Source organism: Maribacter hydrothermalis, from assembly GCF_001913155.1.
GTDB classification, from domain to species: domain Bacteria; phylum Bacteroidota; class Bacteroidia; order Flavobacteriales; family Flavobacteriaceae; genus Maribacter; species Maribacter hydrothermalis.
On record NZ_CP018760.1, the window covers coordinates 1,853,658 to 1,875,119 of the forward strand.

Sequence of the window (21,462 nt, forward strand, 5' to 3'; positions counted from 1 at the left end):
AAACATAATGTCCGCAATAGTTTCTAAGGCTAGTGAATATGCTACCAAACAATTGACTAGTAATGATAATCCTAACTATTTATACCACAATCTTAGGCATACCCAACGCGTTGTCGACAGTGTAAAAGAACTCATTGAAGGTGAACATATAAATGAAACAGAAGGCGATCAATTACTGGTCGCCGCATGGTTTCATGATTTAGGCTATACAATTGCTTATAACGACCATGAAAAACGTAGTTGCGATTTGGCAAAAGAGTTTTTAACCGAAAACAATTCTACAACCGCTTTTATTGGAAAGGTTTGTAACCTAATCATGGCCACTGTAAAAGATTATAATCCAAAGAATGTTTTGGAGAAAATAATGCGAGATGCCGATTCATCTCATTTTGCCTTTAAGAATTTTATAGCAACATCTGATTTATTGCGAGAAGAATTAGTTTCCCTGGGTATAGAAAACACATCATCTGCAAAATGGCGAGAAGAAAATATCTTTTTGTTACGAACGAAGCATCGGTTTTACACAAGCTATGCTATTGAAAACTGGCAAAAAGGGAAAGACAAGAATATAAAAAAACTTATAAAAGCAAAAAAAAAGCAAAAAAAACTTGTCAAAAAAGAGAGTCTTAAGGCTAAGTTTAAAGGAGAACTACCAGACAGGGGAATACAAACTTTATATAGAGTAACTTTACAAAACCATTTAAAACTTAGTGATATTGCGGATACCAAAGCAAATATTTTACTTTCAGTAAACGCTATTATTATATCAATGGCCTTAGCTAACTTAATACCCAAATTAGATAACCCATCTAACGATTATCTTATCTACCCTACATTTATATTTATAATCTTTAGTGTCGTATCAATGGTTATGTCTATTATAGCAACAAAACCGAATGTTACAACGGGTCAATTTACAGAAGACGAGGTAACCTCTAAAAAAGTAAATCTTTTATTCTTTGGTAATTTTCATAAAATGAAATTAGAACAATATAGCTGGGCAATGTCAGAGCTAATTAAAGATAAAGACTTTATTTATAGCTCTTTAACTAAAGACCTTTATTTTTTAGGAATTGTTTTGGAAAGAAAGTACCGAATATTAAGATGGACGTATACTGTATTTATGACAGGCATGATACTTTCTGTTATAGTGTTTGGGATTGCACTTAAGTTTTACGGGCCAGATCGGGTATTAGAACTACCTGTAATGCAGCCCTAAATAGAAATATAACATTAAATTTAAGATTATAGCTTTATTAAATTAGCCCTTCAAAAGCTAAAAAAACGATACAGAAAATTATCCCAATTACGGCCACTACAATGGTGAATTTTATAGCTTTTATTAAAGTAGAATCGGGTTTATCTTTATTTATATTTACTCTGGTCATGAGTGTTGGCATATTTAGTTCAAAATACTAAGTTAACTTCATTCGCTTTAATCTTTTATCTTGAAAAATAAATTTGTTACTTCTATTAAATATACGTTAACTAATTGATTATTTGTTAATTAAAATTTTAAATTAATTGAATCATCGTTTCCTTAAACCTTGTTTTTGGAGCCGAACAAATAAGGTGATCATTATAAATATCTTGAAACTTAGTTTCTATTTTGATGCCTAAATTTTTATTCTCAAAAACTTATAAAACACAAGATTTTGCCACATTTTATTTCTTTATGTAAGTAAAAAATTTAATACATCTGCCGTATAATATGTGAAAAGAGTAGATGAAATTGCGTATGTAGGCTTTTCTAAATAGATTTGAACAAACCCCTTAATTATGGCTATTACAGACAAATTATTATTAGCCTTTCACTATTTTGACAACGCCAATAAACAAGACCCAAATACCGAAGTTTTTAAAGGTACTACATACCCAAAAGAAATTCTCTACGCTATTAGAATGACAGAGCGTTTAAATGAGTTTAACCCTAACGCATCAGAAGTATTACAGCTTACTGCTCGTTGCCAACATATATGTAGATGGGAAATTCCAAGAGATTGTTATGAAATGAATCGTGAGGGATATTTACGTTGGAGACAAGATCTAAAAAATTATCATGTAAAAAAATCAACCACTATTTTAAAAAATGTAGGGTATACCCAAGAAACAATAGCCAAGGTTTGTTTTTTGTTGGAAAAAAAACAGCTTAAAAAAAATAAGGAAACTCAATGCCTAGAGGATGTTGTCTGTTTGGTCTTTCTTGAATTTTACTTTGAACCATTTGCGTTAAAACACCCTGAAGATAAAACCATTGACATCTTACAAAAAACATGGAGAAAAATGTCAAATGAAGGTCAAAACGCAGCATTAAAATTACCTTTGTCAAAATTTGCTTCGACTTTAATTTCCAAAGCTTTAGCCAATTAAGTATTCTTTAAATTTAAATTCATTTTAACAAACAATTTATTTGATGGAACGGAATGAGCTTTATCCCATATTTTTAAAAGTATCTAATCTACATATTTTAATAGTTGGTGGTGGTAACGTTGCTTTAGAGAAAATAACTTTCTTACTTAAATCTAGCCCTAATGCACAGGTAGAAATGGTGTCTACTATGTTTAGAAAAGAGACTATTGAACTTGCTAATAAATTCAATATTAAAATGAATGTATCAGCCTATGATGCCTCTTTTTTAAAAGGGAGGCATATTGCTATTGCTACTACCGACAATGTATCCGTAAATGAACAAGTGTATCATGATTGTAGGGAAAGACAAATACTAGTTAATGTAGCCGACAACCCTCCTTTTTGCGATTTTTATATGGGTGGTATTGTTACAAAAGGCAATGTAAAAGTGGCTATTTCTACTAACGGAAAATCGCCCACGACAGCCAAGAGATTACGACAATTTTTTGAAGATGTCATCCCAGAGAATATTGATGATTTAGTTAAAAACCTTAACGAATTTAGAAAGAGCATTAAAGGAGATTTTGAGGAAAAAGTTGAAACCTTAAATGAGTTTACTAAGGGATTGGTGAAGAAAAAAGAAGAGTAACGGTATTCAATTTTTAACACTTTAGATTCTCTTTAGAAAAGGATTTTAAATTTAAACTTATGAAAGTCCTAACTTTAATGAGATGAAAATTCTAATTGTAGAAGACGAAATTGCTTTACTACAATCTATTTCTAATTATTTGGAAAAAGATGGTAATGTATGTGAAACCGCATCTAGCTATACAGATGCTTTGTACAAAATTGACCTATACGAGTATGACCTTTTAGTACTCGACATTAATTTAATTACTGGCAGTGGTCTAGATATTCTTCAGCTATTAAAGAAAGGAAAGAAAGAGACAGGCACTATCATTATATCTGCCAATAACTCTTTAGACGACAAGCTTAAAGGTCTCGACTTGGGTGCAGATGATTACATAACGAAACCTTTTCATTTGGCAGAGCTTAATTCACGTATAAAAGCTGTGCTACGAAGAGGTAAGTTTGGCGGTACCGAACGTATCGAATTTAACGAAATCTCCATAGACACTAGGGCTAAAACTGCCTATATTGCAGAAAATGCAATGGCGCTTACACGCAAAGAATATGACCTTCTTTTGTTTTTTATCACCAATAAAGGACGTGTGCTTTCCAAAGAAATTATTGCTGAACATTTATGGGGAGACCATAGTGACATGGTGGATAACTATGATTTTATCTATGTGCATATCAACAACTTACGTAAAAAATTGACCGATGCCGGTGCTAAATATATAAAGACTGCTTATGGTAGTGGTTACAAATTTATAGATGAATAATAAGGCTAAAAAAATAGGGTTATTACGTAAAACTTCTAAAACGTTTCTTTCTATAAGTCTTGTTTTAATGTTGTTCAGTACTATTGTTTTGTACTTTTATGTTCGTACGCTTTTACAAGGAGAAATAGAGGAAGAACTACGATCAACTGAAGCTCGCATTGAAAGTTCTATTTCTAATAATAATCCTGTTTATCAACTGCCTCCAATGGTGGAAGTTACTACGGTACCTAAAATAGGAAAAGAGCATTTAAAAGATACCTTAATCTTTGACCCTTCGCAAAACGAAATGGAAGATTTTCGTGAACTAATTACCTATTCTAAAATAAACAATCAAAATTATAGAATTACAGTTCGTACGTTAATTGTAGAATCGGAAGACATATTAATTGCCGTTATTATTTCATACCTCATTGTACTTTTATCAATATTTATATTTCTTTTCTATTTTAATAAATCCAGAACTCAAAAATTATGGAATCCGTTTTTTAAAAATCTTGAGCAAATGAAACTTTTTTCATTGAGTTCTGAGACTCCTATTTCATTATTGGAAAGCGACATATTAGAGTTTTCTGAATTGAACACTGAAATTACCACCTTAACCGAGAAAGTTCGGTCCGACTATAAAAACCTAAAACAGTTTACAGAGAACGTATCTCATGAACTACAAACCCCGTTAGCTATTATTCAAGCTAAAATAGACACCCTTATTAATGGAGAAGGACTTAACGATTTACAGTTTGAGCAATTATCATCAATACAAAATGATATTCAGCGCCTTAAACAATTAAACAAACGACTTGCGCTGTTATCAAAAATTGAAAATGACCAGTTTCAAAATCTTAGCGCGTGTAACTTAAACGGTATTCTTGAATATAGAATTGAAAACTTATCGGACCTATATGCAATAGATATTCGTTTAAAAAGTGAAAATGAAGTTACTTTAACGATGGATGCATATTTAGCAGAAGTACTTTGCGATAATTTACTGTCTAACGCCATTAAACATTCTAGCCCTAATACCCCAATAACCGTAATTTTAGACAAAAATTCATTGACGGTTATAAATTCTGGTACAAAAGCGGTTTTAAAACCAGAGTTGTTGTTTCAGCGTTTTTATAAAGAATCTGACCACACAAAATCAACCGGACTAGGCTTAGCTATCGTTAAAAAAATATGCGATTTATACGGGTTTCACCCTTCTTATTATTTTCAGAATAATGAACATCATTTTAAAATTAAATTGAAGAACGCCTAACTTCTTAAAACTATCTTTAGATTCTTACCCTATTATTGCCCTTAAAAATTGATTTCATGCAAAAGATTTTAATCACAATACTAGTTCTTTTTATCATTACCCCTACTTTATCTCAGAACACAGTAAGTGTTACTGGGCAACTTAATGATGCTATTACTCAAGAAACTTTAGCTTTTGCTAATGTAACCGTACAAAATACTACCGACAATAGTATGGTGACTGGTGCTATTACAGATGAGAATGGGCGGTTTGAAATTATAGGGCTTTCTACAGGTAAATACACCTTAGTTTTTTCTTTTATTGGATATGAAACCATATCAAAACCCCTAATAGCTGGTGGACTCAATAGCATCTTTGATCTTGGACAAATTCTATTACAACCAAGTGCTGAACAATTAACGGAAGTACAGGTTGTTGGTCAAGAAGCAACTACCAATAGCGACCTCAACAAAAAATCGTTCAATCTAGATAACAATATTGCCCAAGCTGGTGGCTCTGTATTAGACGCTATGAAAACCATGCCTGGTGTAACTTTTGACCAAGACGGTAAAGTGGTTTTAAGAGGTAGTGATAAAGTTGTGGTGCTTATCGATGGTAAACAAAGTAGTTTAACGGGATTTGGCAATCAAAAAGGGTTGTCGAACATACCAGCGTCTAACATTGAAAAGATTGAGATTATCAATAATCCATCAGCAAAATATGATGCGAACGGTTTTGCCGGAATCGTGAATATTATTTATAAAAAAGAAACTCAAAAAGGACTTAATGGTGATGTAGGACTTTCTTTTGGCTTAGGAGCATTAGGAAAAAGAAGACCCGATACACCAACAGATTTAGGTAGTTATTCTGTGAATCCAAAAGTAATACCTAGCATTAATCTAAATTACAGAAAAGGGAAACTTAACTACTTTCTACAATCAGAATTCATAGTCCAAGAAGCACTTCCAAACAACGAATTTACGACTAGAATTTATGATGACGGTCGTACTATTATTTCGCAAGTACCCGAAAATAGAAAGCAGTTTCGCTCTATTATTAATGGCGGTATTGACTATAATTTAGATGACAACAATAGTTTTACATTTTCTGGCTTATATGACCGTGAACGGCATATAGACACTTCACAAGTTGCCTTTATAGATTTAAATAACAATACTAGAAATCGATTTTATAATTGGCAAGAAGAAGAGGTTACCCGTTATATAAATGCTGCTGTAAATTACAAGCATTCTTTTGAGCAATCAGGGCATAGCTTAAGCGCCAATGCTCAGTACACACAGGGCTTAGAAGATGAAACCTATTCCTTAAACGATAGTTCGGCTGTTCGTGTAGGTAGGGATAAAACTAATATTAGAGCAATTGAAAATACCACAAGTATATCGACAGACTATGTAAAACCGCTTAGTAATGGGAGATTAGAACTTGGTGCAAAATTGCGTATTCGTAGGCTCCCGGTAGATTATACAATTACTCCAGGTAACGAATCTATTATTTATCCTGGATTAGGTTCCTTCTCTGATTGGGGAGAAAACCTATATGCAGGCTACGCAAATTATCTTTTAGAGAAAGAATTTTATGATGTTGAAGCGGGGTTACGAGCAGAACAAACCAATGTTTTTTATGATTTAGACCCTGCAAACACCTATTACCCTAACAATGATAAATACGATTATTTTGAGCTGTTCCCAAGTGCTCGTTTTACCTACAAATTAAACGAAAACAATAAATTATCGGCCTTTTATAATCGCCGTATTGATAGACCTGGTGAGCCGGAATTACGCGTATTTCCTAAATATGACGACCCAGAACTTTTAAAAGTAGGTAACCCCTATTTACGTCCTCAGTTTACCGATGCTTTTGAAATTGCTCATAAATATTCGTGGTCTAATGGTTCTTTGTTTTCATCTGTATATCATCGTATTATTCAAGATCAGTACATGCGTGTTTATAGTATAGACGACTCAAACCCTAACTATGACATTGTTAACCGTATTTACCAAAACACGGGTAGAGCAACGAATACAGGGTTGGAGTTATTATTGAGTCAAGATATTACGCAAAATTGGAGTCTTTCTAACACTGTTAACTGGTATTCAAATATTATTGACCATTATGAAGGCACTGTGCTTTTCCCATTTGTAAGACCTTTTGTAATTGAGGAATCTACCGCTAATGCTTGGAATGCAAAACTATCATCTGAAGTTAATTTACCTAGCGATTACACTTTTCAACTTACGGGGGTTTATTATTCGGACAAGAATATTCCGCAGGGCAAAGAGCTTTCTCGCTACTCTGTAGATTTGGGTTTTAAGAAAAGTCTCTGGAACAAAAAAGCAGAACTTACCTTCTCTGCCACAGATATTTTCAACCGTTTTGGTATTCGCCAAGAAGTTACCAACGAAGGTTTTACTGCTACTTATCAAAATTATTTTGAGACCCAATTATTTAGATTGGGGCTTAAATACAAAATTTAAACCGCACACTATGAATTCTTTAAATAAGGTTGCCCAAATTACCTTGCTTTTCTGGTTAATGAAAATTGTGGCAACTACACTTGGTGAAACATTAGGTGATTTTATTGCACAAACTTTAGGTTTAGGCTATACGGTTGGTATACTAATTACACTTGCGTTTTTTGGCATTGTATTGTTTATTCAACTCACAAGAAAAAAGTACATTCCTGTTTGGTTTTGGCTGGTCATTATTGCGACTACAACTTTAGGCACAGAAATCTCAGATTTTATTGACCGTAGCCTCCATTTAGGTTATACATGGGGTAGTCTCTTATTATTTGCCGGACTATTAATTACGTTATATCTATGGCATAAAAAATATAAAAGCTTAGAGGTATACCCAATTATAGACCAAAATAAAGAAACCTATTATTGGATTGCTATTTTGTTCTCTAATAGCCTTGGTACTGCCTTCGGCGACTATCTAAGTGATGTTATAGGTTTAAGTTATTTAAATGGTGCTATGGTTACTGCAGGTATAATTATACTGGTAGTTGTTTTACATTATTTCACTAAAATTAATCAGATATTTCTTTTCTGGATTGCCTTTATATTCACTAGACCATTTGGGGCTACTTTTGGAGATTTCTTAACTAAGCCTTTAGCAAAAGGTGGTTTAGATTTAGGAACATTGAATGCGTCATTGGTTGCACTCATTTGCATGATGCTTTTAATAGTCCTATCGCATAGAAAATTGAGTAGCAAATAAAAACATTTTTCTAACCTACAAAACTTTAAATTCTCTTAAGAATCGCCACATACATTTAGGGTCAAATTACCCTAATAACAGTATTTATGTGGACCTTTCTTTTTCCGAAACGCTTTTCATTACTTAAAGCTTTTGTGTTTTTATTTATTGGTATGTCGTTCTTAGTACGATTTACGTTTTTCATTTGGGATTACGCTGAGGTTGATGCACAGTTGAGTTCCATTGCTAGAACTTTTGCAACAGGCTTGTTTTTCGATATCGGCACTCTTCCTCTTTTTATGCTGCCTTTTTTAATTTACCTCCTTGTATTTCCTAAAAAATGGGTTGGTACACTGGTAGATAGAAGTATTACATGGTTTGGGTTTTTTCTCGCCATTTTAATCATCTATTTTTCCTTCTTCGGGGAGTTTACTTTTTGGGACGAATTTCAACGCCGTTTCAACTTTATTGCGGTAGACTATTTAATTTACACCTATGAAGTGGTTAAAAATATTAATGAATCGTATCCGCTTCCTTTACTATTAAGCTCTTTAATTTCTTTAGTAGGCATCACGCTATTTATCTGTTATAAGAGAAAACTGTTTTACCATACTTTTAATAACGAAACTAGCTTTAAACAGCGTTTTACTGCAACTTTGCCCTGGTTGGTTATTTGTATTCTTTTCTCCTTTTATATTAGCAACAGCCAAGCAGAATGGTCTAAAAACAGATATAACAACGAAATTTCAAAAGCTGGGATTTATTCTTTCTTTGCTGCGTTTAGAAATAACGAATTGGCATTTTCCGAATTCTACAGCACTATTCCCGAAAAGGACGCTTTTGCTATAGTAAAAAAACAATACTCACCTTTCAAAGACGAGTTTGTACATCCTAATAAAAATGAAATATACAGAACGGTGCACACTCCAGACACTACTGGTATTGAGCAAAAACCAAATGTAATTTTTATTTGTATTGAGAGTCTTAGCGGTAAGTACCTAAATAGTTTAGGAAGTGATTTAAATATTACACCTGTTTTAGATTCTCTTGCCAATAACAGTTTATTTTTTACTAATCTATACGCTACAGGCACGCGTACAGTTCGTAGTATGGAGGCCATAACCCTTTCTATACCACCAACTCCCGGGAGAAGTATCGTAAAACGTAGCAATAACACAGGGCTTTTTACTATTGGAGAAGTGTTTAAAAACAAAGGATACGACCGTAATTTCTTTTATGGGGGTGATGGATATTTTGATAATATGAATACCTTTTTCGGTGGAAACGGATTTAATATTGTAGATCGCGGAAGAGGCTTTTTATTGGATGCAAATATCAATGTAAAGCGTACAAATATTGAAGATGATGAGGTAACTTTTGAAAATGCATGGGGCGTTTGTGATGCCGATATTTACAATAAGGTTTTAAAAGAAGCTGATATTGCCTATGCGACTGGTAAACCATTTTTCGATTTTGTAATGACCACATCTAACCATAAACCTTTTACATATCCTGAAGGAAAAATAGATATTCCGTCTGGAACCGGAAGAAATGGTGCTGTAAAATATACGGATTATGCAATTGGAGCGTTTTTAAAAGAGGCAAAAACTAAACCTTGGTTTAAAAATACAGTCTTTGTAATTATGAGTGATCATTGTGCTAGTAGTGCAGGTAAATGGGAATTGGATGTGGCGAACTACCACATACCAGCTTTTATATTTAATTTATCGCAACAGCCAAATGCAAAAATTAATACTCTTTGTTCTCAGATAGATGTTTTTCCTACCTTATTTTCTACCTTAGGTTGGGATTATAAAAGCAACTTATTTGGTATGGATATCTTAAAAATGACTCCACAAAATGAGCGTGCTTTAATAGGAAACTATAGAAAATTAGGCTATTTAAAAGATAATAAGGTGATGGTGCTTGGCGATGGGGAAACGGTTAATTTTTATCAATGGAATCCTTTAGATAATGGATTGCAACAAACACCTATGAATGAGTCTTTCAAAAAAATTGCTATTGCTAACTATCAAGTAGCAGATGAGTTGTACCATAATGGCGGACTCCAATTAAAATCGCTTCATCAATGATTCGCATACATTTTATCGTAAACCCTATTGCTGGCCATGGTAATGCTCCTTTAACACAAGAAGAGCTACAACCTTTTTTTATAAATGGTGTACATGATTTGACTATTAAGGTGTCCGAATACAAAGCTCATGCAACCGAGCTCACAAAAGCATCTATCCAAGAAAAAGCAGATATTATTGTTGCCTGTGGTGGCGATGGTACTATCAATGAAGTAGCTACGTGCTTAATAGGTACCGATATTGCTTTAGGCATTGTGCCTATGGGTTCAGGAAACGGATTAGCATCCAACCTTAAAATTCCTAAAAAGAGAAGAAAGGCCTTAGAAATTATTCGAAACAAACATGTAGAACGTATGGATGTGGGCAATATAAACGGCCGTTACTTTTTTAGTAATACTGGTGTTGGTTTTGATGCTAGTTTAATAAAACACTACGAGTCTTCAGAAAAAAGAACAATCTTAGGATATATAAGTGCCTGTGCTATTACTTTTCGTGATATAGAAAAAAATGAACCGCTTTCTATTACCGTTGATGAAGAAACACCAATGATAAATCCGTTTATCATTCTAATTTCTAACTCTAATGAAATGGGCTATAAGCTAAGTTTAACACCAAAAGCATCATTACAAGACGGACTATTAGATGTTCTTGTAATAAAGAAAATTGGTAAGTTTAAAATGCTTTGGTTGGGCTTTTTAATTCTCATTAGAAAAGTACATTGGTTAAAGGAATCTAAAAGCTTTCAAACAAAAAATATTCAATTAAAATGCGATGATTCTGAGTTTTTTGACACCCAAGTAGATGGCGAGCATAATAGAATTGACAATAACCACCTTAACATTTCCCTTTTAGAAAAATCTTTATGTGTGCTCACGGCAAAATAAGCTTCAATAACATATTGTAAAATTCAACTTTAAATTCTCTTTAGGATTGTATTGTAGTTTTCGAGCAAATTTAAATTCGTTTGAATATGCTTTTTAGTTTCGAGCCTAAAAAACTATGCAGTAAACTGATTCTACTTTTTATATGTATTACCTCAACAAGTACTTATAGTCAAGGTGATGCTGTAGAAACTTCTGGTGATATGCTACTTTTTGCTATGCCTGCATCTGCCCTTGCCGGTTCGCTTATTGCTGGTGATTATGAAGGTACCAAGCAATTTGCCAAAGGTTTTGTCCTTAACCAAGCTGTAACTATTGGGTTAAAATATGCCGTAAATAAAGATAGACCCTATGATAATGGCGTAAGAGGTTTCCCTTCTGGGCATACTTCAACTACTTTTCAAAGTGCTGCCTTTATTCAAAAAAGATATGGGTGGGGCTATGGTATACCTGCCTATGTTTTAGCTGGTTATACCGGCTATAGCCGTATAAATGCTCAAAAACATGATGGTTGGGATGTTTTAGCCGGTGCAGTTATTGGTATTGGTAGCGCCTATATTTTTACCACTCCCTACCAAAAAGAACATATGCAGCTCAGTTTCGTCAATGATACGGATAGTTATTCTCTCGGCTTTGTCTATAAATTTTAATTTCTAGTCTAAACTGGCGTGGTCTAAATTATGGCTACAGCTATAATGTGCATTATCCGCAGCATATGCAGATGCTTCTGCTGAGTTTCTAACCTCTCTAAGTATACGTTGTGCAATTCTCATATGAAACTGCAAATTCCCAAGGTTTTTTGAGTTCGATGCGCTTTTTACATGATCATAAACTTCACTTGCAAAATCGCGCGTATCTATTGCATTCTTTTCGGCGTCAATGGTATAACTCATTGCTTCTCCTAAACCACATTTTTCAGAATCATATTGAGCCTCGGATGCAAGAATAACAGCTTCATCGGCGGCATTTACTGCTTGCCCCATTAACAACATTACTGTTTTTGTATTTGCACGAGCTGCGCTTAAACTAGCATTATAAGAAGCCGTTTCTGCAGCGGTACTTAATGAATCGGTTAGTTGACTTACCTGAACCATATATTTCTGTACGTCGCTAATTTCGCTTTTAAAAATATCGCACTGCGCTTGTGTGTAATATGAAGTAAATAATAAAACAATGACTTTTAAGTAGGCTTTAATCTTTATCATTCTTAGGAGAACTTTAATTGGTTATGATACTAACTTCATTATTTTGCAAATCGTATTTTTTTTAGACCAACTGCACAAAATTCAGAAAACACTTATTAAATACATTTCATATTTATAATTTCACTTTTAAAATACAATAGTTATTAGGAGTACTATTGATTTCTATACCTTTAATAATTGAATCGTAGTGCTACATAATGACTAAAGAATACATCCAAAAAATACTTGCTGAATTTAACCTTAACCTCAGTTCTTTGCATTGGGTTCCCTTGACTAGCGGACTAATTAATGACACGTATTTAATTACAGATAGTGATTGCCAGCAATTTATTCTTCAGAAAATAAATACCCATGTATTTAATAATGCAGCTAAATTAATGGACAACATCAATTACACGCTGCCATTTTTAAATGGAAATGATTATGTGCAAATAGCTTTTTTACCTACAAAAGAGGGCAAAAATTGTCTTCAGATAAATGGTGAATTTTGGCGTATAATGACCTATATTGCAAATAGTACCACCTTTAATACGACCACAGATACTACTATCGCATTCGAAGCTGGGCGCATTGTAGGTAAATTTCATGGTCTTTTAAAAAGCATTAATGTTGATACTATTGAAGACACTTTGCCCAAATTTCACAACTTAGCCCATAGAACTAAAGAGTTTAAAGAAGCATTACAAAATGCAGATACGCAAAAAAAAGAAATTGCCGAATTGGCCATAAACCAAGCTCATTTTTTTTTAACCGAATTGGCACATCTAAATAATAAAGAGCTTCCTGTTAGAATTTGTCATAACGATACTAAACTGAATAATATATTATTTTCCAAAACCACCAACAAAGCACTTTGTCTAATAGATTTAGACACGATTATGAAAGGGTACTTCTTCTATGATTTTGGTGATGCTATTAGAACTGTGGTAAATAATGCTCCTGAAGACGAGCAACATCACGAACTTATAAATTTTGACAAAACACTTTTTAAAGCTTTTGTGGATGGTTTAGCGGCCAACGAACCTTTTTTAACAGCTTCGGATAAAGAAAGTCTACCACTAGGCGCTGTTTTTATGCCTTTTATTCATGGTTTACGTGCATTGACCGACTACCTTAACAATAATAAATACTACAAAGTTACCTATGAAAACCAAAATTTAGACCGCTGCCTTAGTCTTTTCAATTTTTCTGAAAAAGCACTGAACAAAAAAGATTTTATGTCGGCTTATATTTCACAAAAACTAAGCTAATTAGTTAATCTCTAAGGTTTCAGTTTTAATTTGGTGATGGTGCCTAAACCGTCTTTTTTTCCTTCGCTTGAAATATACAATTCACCACTAGGACTAAAAGTGATGCCTTCCGGTTGAGGAAATATTTTTTTGTCTAAACGATACCCTATTTTTACAATTCCGTTTTTATCTACAACCAACAATTTAGGATTTACTCCCTCTAGCATATATATTTCTTTGGTCTTAGGGTGTATTGCAATATCCGAAGGGCGAAAGTTTCGATACATTTTTTTCTCCCTAAATTGCTTTAATACTTCATTACTCATATCTAAACGCATAACGGGATTAGAAACTATTTTATGATTCTTTAAAGAAAATGCATAAACACCTTTAAAATTGTCCGAATCTATATCGTGGTCTTTTGGTATAACCAATAATTGATTATTTGCTACATCTAATTCTAAACTTTCCATGTTATTCTTCTCATCAAAACTAGTTTCGTAAGATGTTATTTTTCTGTTTGGATCTTGAAAATTTTCAATAACAGTAATCGTACCGTCACTCTCTAACACATAGGCATTAGTCCCTTTTACTGAAAGACCTTCATAATCGCCGGCACTACCGAATACAATTTCTTCTATCACCTTTTTGCTTTCTAGATCATAAATAAATATGATTCCGTCTTCATCCTGTATAGCGGCTATGTGATTTTCATCCATCCAAGAAATACCTGAAACTTCACGTAAACCTTCTGGCAAATTCCATCGTTCAGAAATTTCATAAGCTACTTTTTCATCTCCATCATTAGGCATCCAACCTCTAAAATTCATAAAAAGAAAACTTATACCTATAACGATAGCAGCAATTGTCCATAATTTTACTTTTGCCATATTTAACGTGTTGGTATTAGATGTCATTTTTCTTTTATTTATAAATATTTATAGAAAACTAATCTTCAATTCTGTAAAGAAATAGGAATAGGAATAGATTTATTGAAGCTTTTCATATAAAACTTAACGATGAGGGGGAAAAATTAGCGTAAAATTATGCTTCTCTGTAAATGAATATTCCAATATTAAGTGATACTTATCTGTAATGGCTTTACTAATAGCGAGTCCTAATCCGGTAGATCGGCTATTTGCCGAAGTCTTTTTAAAGCGTTTGAAAAGGCTGTTGGTATCTAATACTGTAGCTATACCAAAATTTTTGAGACTAATCTTCCCTTCATCTATTACAATATCTATTTCCTTACCTGCCTGCCCATGTATAATTGCATTTTTAATTAAGTTGGTCATCATAATAATTGCTAAATCGGTATTCATTGTATACCGTATATTAGCATTTGCCACAACGTTTAAACGCATATTTTTATGTGTAGCAAAGTCTGAAAAATCTGTCGTAACATTTTTTATCAGCTCATTAAAATCAATAGTCTCTTCTTCTAAATATTGTTTGTTATCAATCTTAGAAAGCAATAGTAGCGATTTGTTTAACCGCGTTAACCTGGTAAGATTATCTAAAACACTACCAACTTCTTGCGATTGTATGCCTGACAGATCATTCTTCTCCAGCAACAATTCTAACTTGTTAATGGCAATGGCAAGCGGAGTCTGTAATTCATGTGCTGCATTTTCTATAAATTCTTTTTGGGCAACATAGCTATCGCGCGATTTTTCTGTTAATCGCTCTACACTCTGGTTCAATAAATTAAACTCGTCTATTGTGGTGGGTACAGATGTTATAGGGTCGTCCTTTTCAATTCGAAAGCCTTTTAACCTATCGATGAGCATATAAAATGGTTTCCATACCTTTTTCATGACCAGATTATTTAGCACAACAATACTTAGTATCAATAACAAGTATAAACCCACTAGGTATTTAAACAAATTTTCTATCTGGTCATCTTCTTCCACCATAGAAGTAATGAGCTTTATTTTGTAATAACTATCCCCTTGTTTAAATGTACTTTCAAGCATACGTATTGGCTCATATTCATCTTCGTTTTGCATATACATTATAGTATCGCGATAACTATCTTTAAAATTGGTATGAGCACCCAATTGCGTATTTTTAATGGTGTAATTATTGACTCCGAATTCTGTGTCTTGCAATAAATATGGATTATCGTTTACTGCTCTTATTATCAACTCTTTTTGATTCTCTAGTCCATCATCCAAACTGTCATATACCTCATCTAACATGGCAAAATAAAAGATTACCGCCCATATAGATATAAGTACGATAAGCAGTATTGCAAAATATTTTGTGGTGTGGTTTAGAAGCTTCATTGCCTTTGTACTTTATATCACTTGTAGCTTATAACCTACACCATAAATTGCTTCTATCTCTATACTTGCAGTGGCATCAGTAAGTTTTTTACGTAGATTTTTTATTTGCGAATAGATAAAATCAAAGCTATCTGCTTGATCAATATGATCACCCCACACATGTTCTGCCAAGGCTGTTTTGGTTACCAAGCGGGTTTTATTTGAAATCAAATATAAAAGTACGTCGTATTCTTTACGGTTAAGAACAACTTCGTTAGTATTAATATGAACACTTCTACTTTCTGGGTCAATGCAAACATTGCCAATTTCTATAAATTTATTGCCTTCAAAGTTTCTACGGCGCACTATTGCTTTTACCCGTGCATGTAGTTCTGCCATATGAAAAGGTTTGGGCAGGTAATCATCAGCCCCTAAATTAAGACCTTTAATGCGGTCATCTAAAGAGTCTTTTGCCGAAACAATAATTACGCCGTCATCTTTACCTTGTTGCTTAAGCTGTTTTAAAAGTTCTAATCCGTTTCCATCTGGTAGGGTAATATCTAACAAAATACAATCATAATCATATACACCAATTTTAGTGTTGGCCGTTGCGTAATCAGCGGCAGTTTCTACCACATATTGCTCGCGCTCCAAAGTTTGGAGCATATTTTCAAGCATTTGTGGTTCGTCTTCTATTATAAGAATTTTCATGGCGCTGTTGTTTGCAACAACAATATAGCAGAATTCTAGAAAGAAATGGGAATTAAGGGTCGTAGTAAAATAGCGCTCAATAAGTTAAAATAAATATTATTCCCAATTTCTTCTAGTTTTGGTACTTTTCTTTGAAGGGAATTTAAAAATTATCTGATTATGAAAAATAAAAAATTAGCAACAGTAGCTTTAACGGTTTTAGGTGCATTTACAGTTTTTGCACAGGATATTAACCCTAATGATGTACCTGTAAATTTAAAACAGAATTTTAAACAAAATTATCCCCAAGCAAGTGATATTGAGTGGGAAATGAATGGACAGGCTTACAAAGTAGAATTTGATGCTAACAGACAAGAGTATGAAATTTGGTATGCTACGGATGGAAATATCACTAAGACAGAACAAGAAATGACCGAAGCAGATTTACCACAAACTATTAAAACCGTAATTGCCGATAACTATTTAGGTTACAAAGTAGATTCTGTTGAAAAAACTATTGAAAATGGTGACATCACATATAAAGTAGAACTTGAAAAAGGATGGAATGATGAAAAAGAAGTTGTTTTCGATGAAAACGGAAAAGTACTTAGCGAAATAATTGATTAGTGTTTCTTTGATTGGGAGATGTGGAAAGGGCCGGAATTCTGATTCTGGCTTTTTTTATTCTATACCAGCACCGTAAAGACTACCTTTACTACTTTAAAAGTTCATCTAAAAGCTTGCGTACTTTTTTACTGTTCCAATCGGCTGCTCCCGTTTCTTTAATGATAATTTTTCCGTTGGCATCAATTACATAATTGGTGGGAATACTATTTTCTTCTAAGATTTCTGGTGTTTGCATTTGGGGAAAATAAATGGGTAGTTCATATCCTTTTTTACTAACAAAGCGCTGTACTTTTTCGGGCTCTTCTTGTGTCAATAAAACAAAATTAACCTTACCCCCATAATCTTTATACAACTCTTGAATTCCTGGTAACTCTGCAATACATGGCGGACACCAAGTTGCCCAATAACTCAAAAACGTGACTCTCCCTTTACCGATCCCAATGCTCTTTGTATTTCCCTGCAAATCGATAACGGCATACTGAAAAGGACTTACCTCGTTTTGGTTTCCCTCATCCTGAATACTAGGTGACCAAACCGCTACTTTAAGTTTATTTACTGCCACTTGAATTGGTGTTCTGGTCTGTGGAATTATCAACAACAAAATAAACACTACAAATATGATATCACTTATTTTAATTTTACGTTTTTTCATATAGAATGTAGTCGAAATACTTGGTGATTATTAACGGGAACTATTCTTTTGTACTCTTATTTATTTTTATGGGAATTTCCGTCTCCTTACCATAAAGCTTTATTTCTTGTATATCTGCTGGCAAATAGTAACCTGCTTTCACTAATTCTTCCTTAACATGCTTAATTACATTGCCTCTTGTTATTAATGCCGACCGCCTAAAATCTTTCGTATCTACCCAAAAATAAATTTTTAAATTAACCGTGCTTGTAGCAAGTGTTTCTTCTACTACAAAATTTTGATGTTCTTTATCTTCAATTACAGTAGGTTCTTTTTGTAGTGCCTGCAATATGGCTGTTTTTGCTCCTTCAATGTTATCTTCATACGCTATTCCGACAATGAAATCCCACCTGTAAAAACCATCTTCGGTATAATTTGTTACTGGCTTGGTAAGTACATCGCTATTAGGGATATACACATCTTTACCATCAAAAGTTTTTAATTTGGTGTACCTAAATTCTAATGCCTTTACTTTTCCAAAATTTTCTCCAATTTCTACCGTATCATCAATATCAAAAGGTCTACCGAAAGCCATTATAATTCCTGCAATAAAGTTTTGTCCTATATCTTTAAATGCAAATCCAAGAACAACGGCACTGGCTCCTGCAGCGGTTAAAATTCCAGCGGCAATTGCACCTAGCCCAGAAGCCTCTAAACCAAGCATTATTGCTATTATCACAAAAATATATTTTATGGCCTTCCCTAAAAATGTACTCATTAATGGGTCTTTTGTTTTGACGGATAAGCGTTTTTTAACAACGTTGCCAATAAATGAACCCACTAAAAGACCAAAAACAATAATAAGAATACCTAAGCCTATTCCTGGTAATTGATGTATTACTTGATTATAGAATGATGAAATAGATTCTGTTACTGTTGTTGTGCTTTCTTGCATATTGATAATAAGTTTTGATTCTTATAAAAGAATAATTGTGGATTATTAGTTATCACTGAAGCCGTTCATATCGTTTATAACTAAATATAAAGAATTAATCTTATGAAATTTCCATTTAAAATTAGTGCTTGTATATACATTTTAAACCTTAACCCGTAGCCGCTAAAGAGATACTGTCTCTTGAAATTTGTCCTATATTTAAAAGTGATTTAACCACCATTTCCTTCTTAAGAATTAACTTTTCTATAATTATTTGGTATTTCGTTCTTGGGTTTTATAAAACTTTAATCATGTCTTTAATTTTTAATGCTTTCTCAAAATTGGCCTAGTTTATATTACATATTCTATCTTTTCGAAACTTCCGTTAAATGTTCTGGATTGTCATATTTATTCTTGAAAAATGCACAAAAAGAAAGTCTTACAATATCGATTTTTGTAGCAACCATATTATTTATCCCCAACTTTAGAGGTCTTTATATTAGAAAGTTGATGCACTACATCAGTGCTGTTTTTTGAGCTCGACATCAATATATTGGCTGGTACAGCCGTTGGTATTACAATCTGTTTCATTAGTATTTTTTAATACTAGGATTTTGCCCGTAAAGTAACATTCTAGAACAATTAAGCATCAAAAACAAGAGCAAAATTTTCTGAAAAACTTTATCGTTTTGCAGTAACGTTTACTGCTCGTCCTCCTTTGTTTTATTATACTTGGTAAACTCCACCTTCTTATCTTCTAATATCTTATAAAAACGCCTATGCGATATTTTTAAGTCTTTTGTTATTTGCGCAACTTTTTTCTTTTTCTTCTTATAAAGTGTAATCTCAGCCGTTACCGCTTTATTAAAATAGTATTTGTTAAGTGCTTCAACAACCTCTAATGCAGATTTATTAGTGCCATTTACATAAATATCTATTGCTGATTTTATTTCTTGTAAGCCTTTCATGCATTTATTTTTCAGATTCTACGGCGTTATACTTCAATATAAGCTGATTATACCTAGTAGTATCATCTAATGAATGGTTGCCATAATCTTTTACCACATTAAACTTTATATTGTTGTTTGCCAAAAATGTTGCTACTCTTTCAAGCTCTTCGGGGGAACCTTTTATTTCAATCTTTGCCATTATGTAATCATACGTTTTTTAAAATTCTTGTTCATAGTACTATTAATCTTTAATTTCACTTGGATTTTTATAGACCAAACTGCCTATAGATTTTGCTGGTATTTCTATAAAAACGGAATTTTCATTTACTTTTATCTCAATGGTCTTATCAACCGTTTCCTTATTTTGTAGAATTACAACCACTTCGCTTGCCGGAGTTATAAACGCCACATTAGGGAGGTTATCATATGTATTTGACGCAATTCGCCTAGACCCCGGTGGCACAAATTTAGATGCTTGCCCAATTATATAATACCCCGGATTACGAACTACTGAATCCCCAGTTATCGTCAATGCCCCTAAACAGCGGTCGCACCCACCACGGTCTGTATGCGGATCCTCATTTTCATCTGCCGCTAAATTCCATTCTAATACGGTTTTACTCCAGTTTCTGGTAGCGCCAATAATTAATGTTTCGTTATGCCAGGCAACATCGCCTTCAAAATTACCAGGTGCGCCAACCCATTGCTCCGTAAAATAGATGTTTTTAGTGGGGTGTGCCTCGTGAACCTCGGACAAGGCTTCTATCTTGCCCCCGTATAAATGAAAAGCCGAACCATCTATATATTGCGCAGCATCCGCATCATTTAAAATAGAAATAGGATAATCGGGGCGGTCTGCATTATGGTCATAAATAACAATTTTTGTTTTGATTCCTAATCTTTTAAAGGTTGGCCCTAAATCATTTTTTATAAAATCGGCCTGCTGCTCGGCCAGCATTAAAAGGCTAGGATTATTGCCTGGGTGCAAGGGTTCGTTCTGTATCGTCAAAGCATCTATGGTAATACCATGCTTACTCATTTCTTGTATATATTTTGCCAAATAATTAGCATAGACATTTTGATATTTTGGTAATAAACTACCGCCGCGCGTATCTTGGTTGTCTTTCATCCAACTAGGAGGTGACCACGGGGAGCCCATAAGTTTTAGATTCGGTGAAACATCTAAAATCTCCTTTAACACTGGTATCAAATACAACGTATCATACGCCAAAGAAAATTTTGACAAAGATTCATCGGTCAAACCTTTGGGCAAATCATTATACGACCAAGGATATTCATCTAGATCAGAGCCACCTATACTTAACCGTAAATAACTAACTCCTATGGCATTGGCTTCTTTACCAAATAATTCTTGAATTAACGCCGCTCTTGCCGATGCGGACATTTGGCTCATGTGTAATGCACTGCCTCCCGTTAGTGTAAACCCAAAGCCATCTATTTCTTGGTAAGTAGTCTTAATATCTACCGCAACCTCCATCTCTGCCTTTAGCAAACTATCCATGTTTACAGCATGTTCTTGTACTAATTGCGATTTGTCTAAAGTGGTAATATATAGTTTAGCTTCTGCACTATTTTCTTCAATTGTTTTTTTATCCTTGGTAGAACAGGCCGTATTAGCGACTAAGAAAAATAGCGCCAAAAGGGCACAAAAATTGACATGGTCGTATTTCATTTTAAAACTGCGTTTTTGGTGTGTTTAAAAATAGTGAACTTATAGCTGTCT

General features: G+C 33.6%; 23 protein-coding genes. 12 read left to right on the forward strand and 11 right to left on the reverse strand.

What is annotated here, in order from left to right; genetic code table 11:
* Window positions 1-7: 7 nt before the first annotated feature.
* From BTR34_RS07980 to BTR34_RS08025, 10 genes are all read left to right on the forward strand, one after another.
* Window positions 8-1,219 carry a Pycsar system effector family protein gene (locus BTR34_RS07980; protein ID WP_068485636.1) on the forward strand — a complete coding sequence of 404 codons (1,212 nt, stop codon included), beginning with the start codon at window positions 8-10 and terminating at the stop codon, window positions 1,217-1,219.
* Window positions 1,220-1,779: 560 nt separating this feature from the next.
* Window positions 1,780-2,370 carry a DUF4202 domain-containing protein gene (locus BTR34_RS07985; RefSeq protein ID WP_068485638.1) on the forward strand — a complete coding sequence of 197 codons (591 nt, stop codon included), beginning with the start codon at window positions 1,780-1,782 and terminating at the stop codon, window positions 2,368-2,370.
* Window positions 2,371-2,413: 43 nt separating this feature from the next.
* The gene (locus BTR34_RS07990; RefSeq protein ID WP_068485639.1) at window positions 2,414-2,998 is read left to right on the forward strand and encodes a precorrin-2 dehydrogenase/sirohydrochlorin ferrochelatase family protein; all 585 of its coding nucleotides are present in this window, start codon (window positions 2,414-2,416) and stop codon (window positions 2,996-2,998) included.
* A gap of 82 nt (window positions 2,999-3,080) precedes the next feature.
* Window positions 3,081-3,755, forward strand: a complete 675-nt coding sequence (locus tag BTR34_RS07995) for a response regulator transcription factor (RefSeq protein ID WP_068485641.1) — start codon at window positions 3,081-3,083, stop codon at window positions 3,753-3,755.
* Window positions 3,748-5,010 carry a sensor histidine kinase gene (locus BTR34_RS08000; RefSeq protein ID WP_082960198.1) on the forward strand — a complete coding sequence of 421 codons (1,263 nt, stop codon included), beginning with the start codon at window positions 3,748-3,750 and terminating at the stop codon, window positions 5,008-5,010. Before BTR34_RS07995 ends, BTR34_RS08000 begins: the two co-directional genes overlap by 8 nt.
* Window positions 5,011-5,066: 56 nt before the next feature.
* Complete coding sequence (locus BTR34_RS08005; protein WP_068485643.1) at window positions 5,067-7,484, forward strand: TonB-dependent receptor domain-containing protein; 2,418 nt, start codon at window positions 5,067-5,069, stop codon at window positions 7,482-7,484.
* 10 nt (window positions 7,485-7,494) lie between these two features.
* Entirely contained in the window at window positions 7,495-8,232 is a 738-nt protein-coding gene (locus BTR34_RS08010; RefSeq protein WP_068485809.1) for a COG4705 family protein, read from the forward strand.
* Between the two features lie 152 nt (window positions 8,233-8,384).
* Window positions 8,385-10,304 carry an LTA synthase family protein gene (locus BTR34_RS08015; protein WP_317039601.1) on the forward strand — a complete coding sequence of 640 codons (1,920 nt, stop codon included), beginning with the start codon at window positions 8,385-8,387 and terminating at the stop codon, window positions 10,302-10,304.
* A complete protein-coding gene (locus BTR34_RS08020; RefSeq protein WP_068485647.1) occupies window positions 10,301-11,188 on the forward strand; it encodes a diacylglycerol/lipid kinase family protein in 888 nt (295 codons plus the stop codon). Before BTR34_RS08015 ends, BTR34_RS08020 begins: the two co-directional genes overlap by 4 nt.
* Before the next feature lie 86 nt (window positions 11,189-11,274).
* Entirely contained in the window at window positions 11,275-11,835 is a 561-nt protein-coding gene (locus BTR34_RS08025; RefSeq protein ID WP_068485649.1) for a phosphatase PAP2 family protein, read from the forward strand.
* 3 nt (window positions 11,836-11,838) lie between these two features.
* On the opposite strand, the gene BTR34_RS08030 is transcribed toward BTR34_RS08025, so the two are convergent.
* Window positions 11,839-12,390 (reverse strand): hypothetical protein, encoded by a 552-nt coding sequence (locus tag BTR34_RS08030; RefSeq protein ID WP_068485651.1) that lies wholly within the window; start codon window positions 12,388-12,390, stop codon window positions 11,839-11,841.
* A gap of 197 nt (window positions 12,391-12,587) precedes the next feature.
* Here BTR34_RS08030 and BTR34_RS08035 point away from each other — a divergent pair, with 197 nt between their 5' ends.
* Window positions 12,588-13,640, forward strand: coding sequence for a phosphotransferase enzyme family protein (locus BTR34_RS08035; RefSeq protein ID WP_068485653.1), 1,053 nt, complete (start codon window positions 12,588-12,590; stop codon window positions 13,638-13,640).
* Window positions 13,641-13,651: 11 nt separating this feature from the next.
* Here the strand turns inward: BTR34_RS08035 and BTR34_RS08040 are convergent, their stop codons facing one another.
* The 3 genes from BTR34_RS08040 to BTR34_RS08050 form a co-directional block, all read right to left on the reverse strand.
* On the reverse strand, window positions 13,652-14,536 hold the full coding sequence (locus BTR34_RS08040; RefSeq protein ID WP_082960199.1) for an SdiA-regulated domain-containing protein: 885 nt from the start codon (window positions 14,534-14,536) through the stop codon (window positions 13,652-13,654).
* 96 nt (window positions 14,537-14,632) lie between these two features.
* A complete protein-coding gene (locus BTR34_RS08045) occupies window positions 14,633-15,907 on the reverse strand; it encodes a sensor histidine kinase (RefSeq protein WP_068485655.1) in 1,275 nt (424 codons plus the stop codon).
* A gap of 12 nt (window positions 15,908-15,919) precedes the next feature.
* Window positions 15,920-16,597: a response regulator transcription factor gene (locus BTR34_RS08050; RefSeq protein ID WP_068485656.1), complete on the reverse strand. Its 678-nt coding sequence runs from the start codon at window positions 16,595-16,597 to the stop codon at window positions 15,920-15,922.
* 159 nt (window positions 16,598-16,756) lie between these two features.
* Here BTR34_RS08050 and BTR34_RS08055 point away from each other — a divergent pair, with 159 nt between their 5' ends.
* Window positions 16,757-17,203 carry a PepSY-like domain-containing protein gene (locus BTR34_RS08055; RefSeq protein ID WP_068485658.1) on the forward strand — a complete coding sequence of 149 codons (447 nt, stop codon included), beginning with the start codon at window positions 16,757-16,759 and terminating at the stop codon, window positions 17,201-17,203.
* A gap of 88 nt (window positions 17,204-17,291) precedes the next feature.
* Here the strand turns inward: BTR34_RS08055 and BTR34_RS08060 are convergent, their stop codons facing one another.
* The 7 genes from BTR34_RS08060 to BTR34_RS08075 all read right to left on the reverse strand — a co-directional run bounded on the left by BTR34_RS08060 (window position 17,292) and on the right by BTR34_RS08075 (window position 21,411).
* Window positions 17,292-17,855: a TlpA family protein disulfide reductase gene (locus BTR34_RS08060; protein WP_068485660.1), complete on the reverse strand. Its 564-nt coding sequence runs from the start codon at window positions 17,853-17,855 to the stop codon at window positions 17,292-17,294.
* A gap of 40 nt (window positions 17,856-17,895) precedes the next feature.
* The gene (locus BTR34_RS08065) at window positions 17,896-18,789 is read right to left on the reverse strand and encodes a mechanosensitive ion channel family protein (protein ID WP_068485662.1); all 894 of its coding nucleotides are present in this window, start codon (window positions 18,787-18,789) and stop codon (window positions 17,896-17,898) included.
* 344 nt (window positions 18,790-19,133) lie between these two features.
* Complete coding sequence (locus BTR34_RS19110; RefSeq protein WP_235843240.1) at window positions 19,134-19,235, reverse strand: DUF6500 family protein; 102 nt, start codon at window positions 19,233-19,235, stop codon at window positions 19,134-19,136.
* A gap of 1 nt (window position 19,236) precedes the next feature.
* Window positions 19,237-19,359, reverse strand: a complete 123-nt coding sequence (locus tag BTR34_RS19165; protein WP_262493641.1) for a hypothetical protein — start codon at window positions 19,357-19,359, stop codon at window positions 19,237-19,239.
* Between the two features lie 110 nt (window positions 19,360-19,469).
* On the reverse strand, window positions 19,470-19,736 hold the full coding sequence (locus tag BTR34_RS08070; RefSeq protein WP_068485664.1) for a hypothetical protein: 267 nt from the start codon (window positions 19,734-19,736) through the stop codon (window positions 19,470-19,472).
* Between the two features lie 4 nt (window positions 19,737-19,740).
* Window positions 19,741-19,917: a hypothetical protein gene (locus tag BTR34_RS18750; protein WP_157483887.1), complete on the reverse strand. Its 177-nt coding sequence runs from the start codon at window positions 19,915-19,917 to the stop codon at window positions 19,741-19,743.
* Between the two features lie 42 nt (window positions 19,918-19,959).
* Window positions 19,960-21,411, reverse strand: a complete 1,452-nt coding sequence (locus BTR34_RS08075; RefSeq protein ID WP_068485665.1) for a glycoside hydrolase family 30 protein — start codon at window positions 21,409-21,411, stop codon at window positions 19,960-19,962.
* Window positions 21,412-21,462: the final 51 nt, after the last annotated feature.

Excerpts from the sequence above, each read along its gene's own strand:
- BTR34_RS07980 (WP_068485636.1), top strand. The coding sequence starts at position 8 with ATGTCCGCAATAGTTTCTAAGGCTAGTGAATATGCTACCAAACAATTG.
- BTR34_RS07985 (WP_068485638.1), top strand. The coding sequence starts at position 1,780 with ATGGCTATTACAGACAAATTATTATTAGCCTTTCACTATTTTGACAAC.
- BTR34_RS07990 (WP_068485639.1), top strand. The coding sequence starts at position 2,414 with ATGGAACGGAATGAGCTTTATCCCATATTTTTAAAAGTATCTAATCTA.
- BTR34_RS07995 (WP_068485641.1), top strand. The coding sequence starts at position 3,081 with ATGAAAATTCTAATTGTAGAAGACGAAATTGCTTTACTACAATCTATT.
- BTR34_RS08000 (WP_082960198.1), top strand. The coding sequence starts at position 3,748 with ATGAATAATAAGGCTAAAAAAATAGGGTTATTACGTAAAACTTCTAAA.
- BTR34_RS08005 (WP_068485643.1), top strand. The coding sequence starts at position 5,067 with ATGCAAAAGATTTTAATCACAATACTAGTTCTTTTTATCATTACCCCT.
- BTR34_RS08010 (WP_068485809.1), top strand. The coding sequence starts at position 7,495 with ATGAATTCTTTAAATAAGGTTGCCCAAATTACCTTGCTTTTCTGGTTA.
- BTR34_RS08015 (WP_317039601.1), top strand. The coding sequence starts at position 8,385 with ATGTCGTTCTTAGTACGATTTACGTTTTTCATTTGGGATTACGCTGAG.
- BTR34_RS08020 (WP_068485647.1), top strand. The coding sequence starts at position 10,301 with ATGATTCGCATACATTTTATCGTAAACCCTATTGCTGGCCATGGTAAT.
- BTR34_RS08025 (WP_068485649.1), top strand. The coding sequence starts at position 11,275 with ATGCTTTTTAGTTTCGAGCCTAAAAAACTATGCAGTAAACTGATTCTA.
- BTR34_RS08030 (WP_068485651.1), bottom strand. The coding sequence starts at position 12,390 with ATGATAAAGATTAAAGCCTACTTAAAAGTCATTGTTTTATTATTTACT.
- BTR34_RS08035 (WP_068485653.1), top strand. The coding sequence starts at position 12,588 with ATGACTAAAGAATACATCCAAAAAATACTTGCTGAATTTAACCTTAAC.
- BTR34_RS08040 (WP_082960199.1), bottom strand. The coding sequence starts at position 14,536 with ATGACATCTAATACCAACACGTTAAATATGGCAAAAGTAAAATTATGG.
- BTR34_RS08045 (WP_068485655.1), bottom strand. The coding sequence starts at position 15,907 with ATGAAGCTTCTAAACCACACCACAAAATATTTTGCAATACTGCTTATC.
- BTR34_RS08050 (WP_068485656.1), bottom strand. The coding sequence starts at position 16,597 with ATGAAAATTCTTATAATAGAAGACGAACCACAAATGCTTGAAAATATG.
- BTR34_RS08055 (WP_068485658.1), top strand. The coding sequence starts at position 16,757 with ATGAAAAATAAAAAATTAGCAACAGTAGCTTTAACGGTTTTAGGTGCA.
- BTR34_RS08060 (WP_068485660.1), bottom strand. The coding sequence starts at position 17,855 with ATGAAAAAACGTAAAATTAAAATAAGTGATATCATATTTGTAGTGTTT.
- BTR34_RS08065 (WP_068485662.1), bottom strand. The coding sequence starts at position 18,789 with ATGCAAGAAAGCACAACAACAGTAACAGAATCTATTTCATCATTCTAT.
- BTR34_RS19110 (WP_235843240.1), bottom strand. The coding sequence starts at position 19,235 with ATGGTTGCTACAAAAATCGATATTGTAAGACTTTCTTTTTGTGCATTT.
- BTR34_RS19165 (WP_262493641.1), bottom strand. The coding sequence starts at position 19,359 with ATGAAACAGATTGTAATACCAACGGCTGTACCAGCCAATATATTGATG.
- BTR34_RS08070 (WP_068485664.1), bottom strand. The coding sequence starts at position 19,736 with ATGAAAGGCTTACAAGAAATAAAATCAGCAATAGATATTTATGTAAAT.
- BTR34_RS18750 (WP_157483887.1), bottom strand. The coding sequence starts at position 19,917 with ATGGCAAAGATTGAAATAAAAGGTTCCCCCGAAGAGCTTGAAAGAGTA.
- BTR34_RS08075 (WP_068485665.1), bottom strand. The coding sequence starts at position 21,411 with ATGAAATACGACCATGTCAATTTTTGTGCCCTTTTGGCGCTATTTTTC.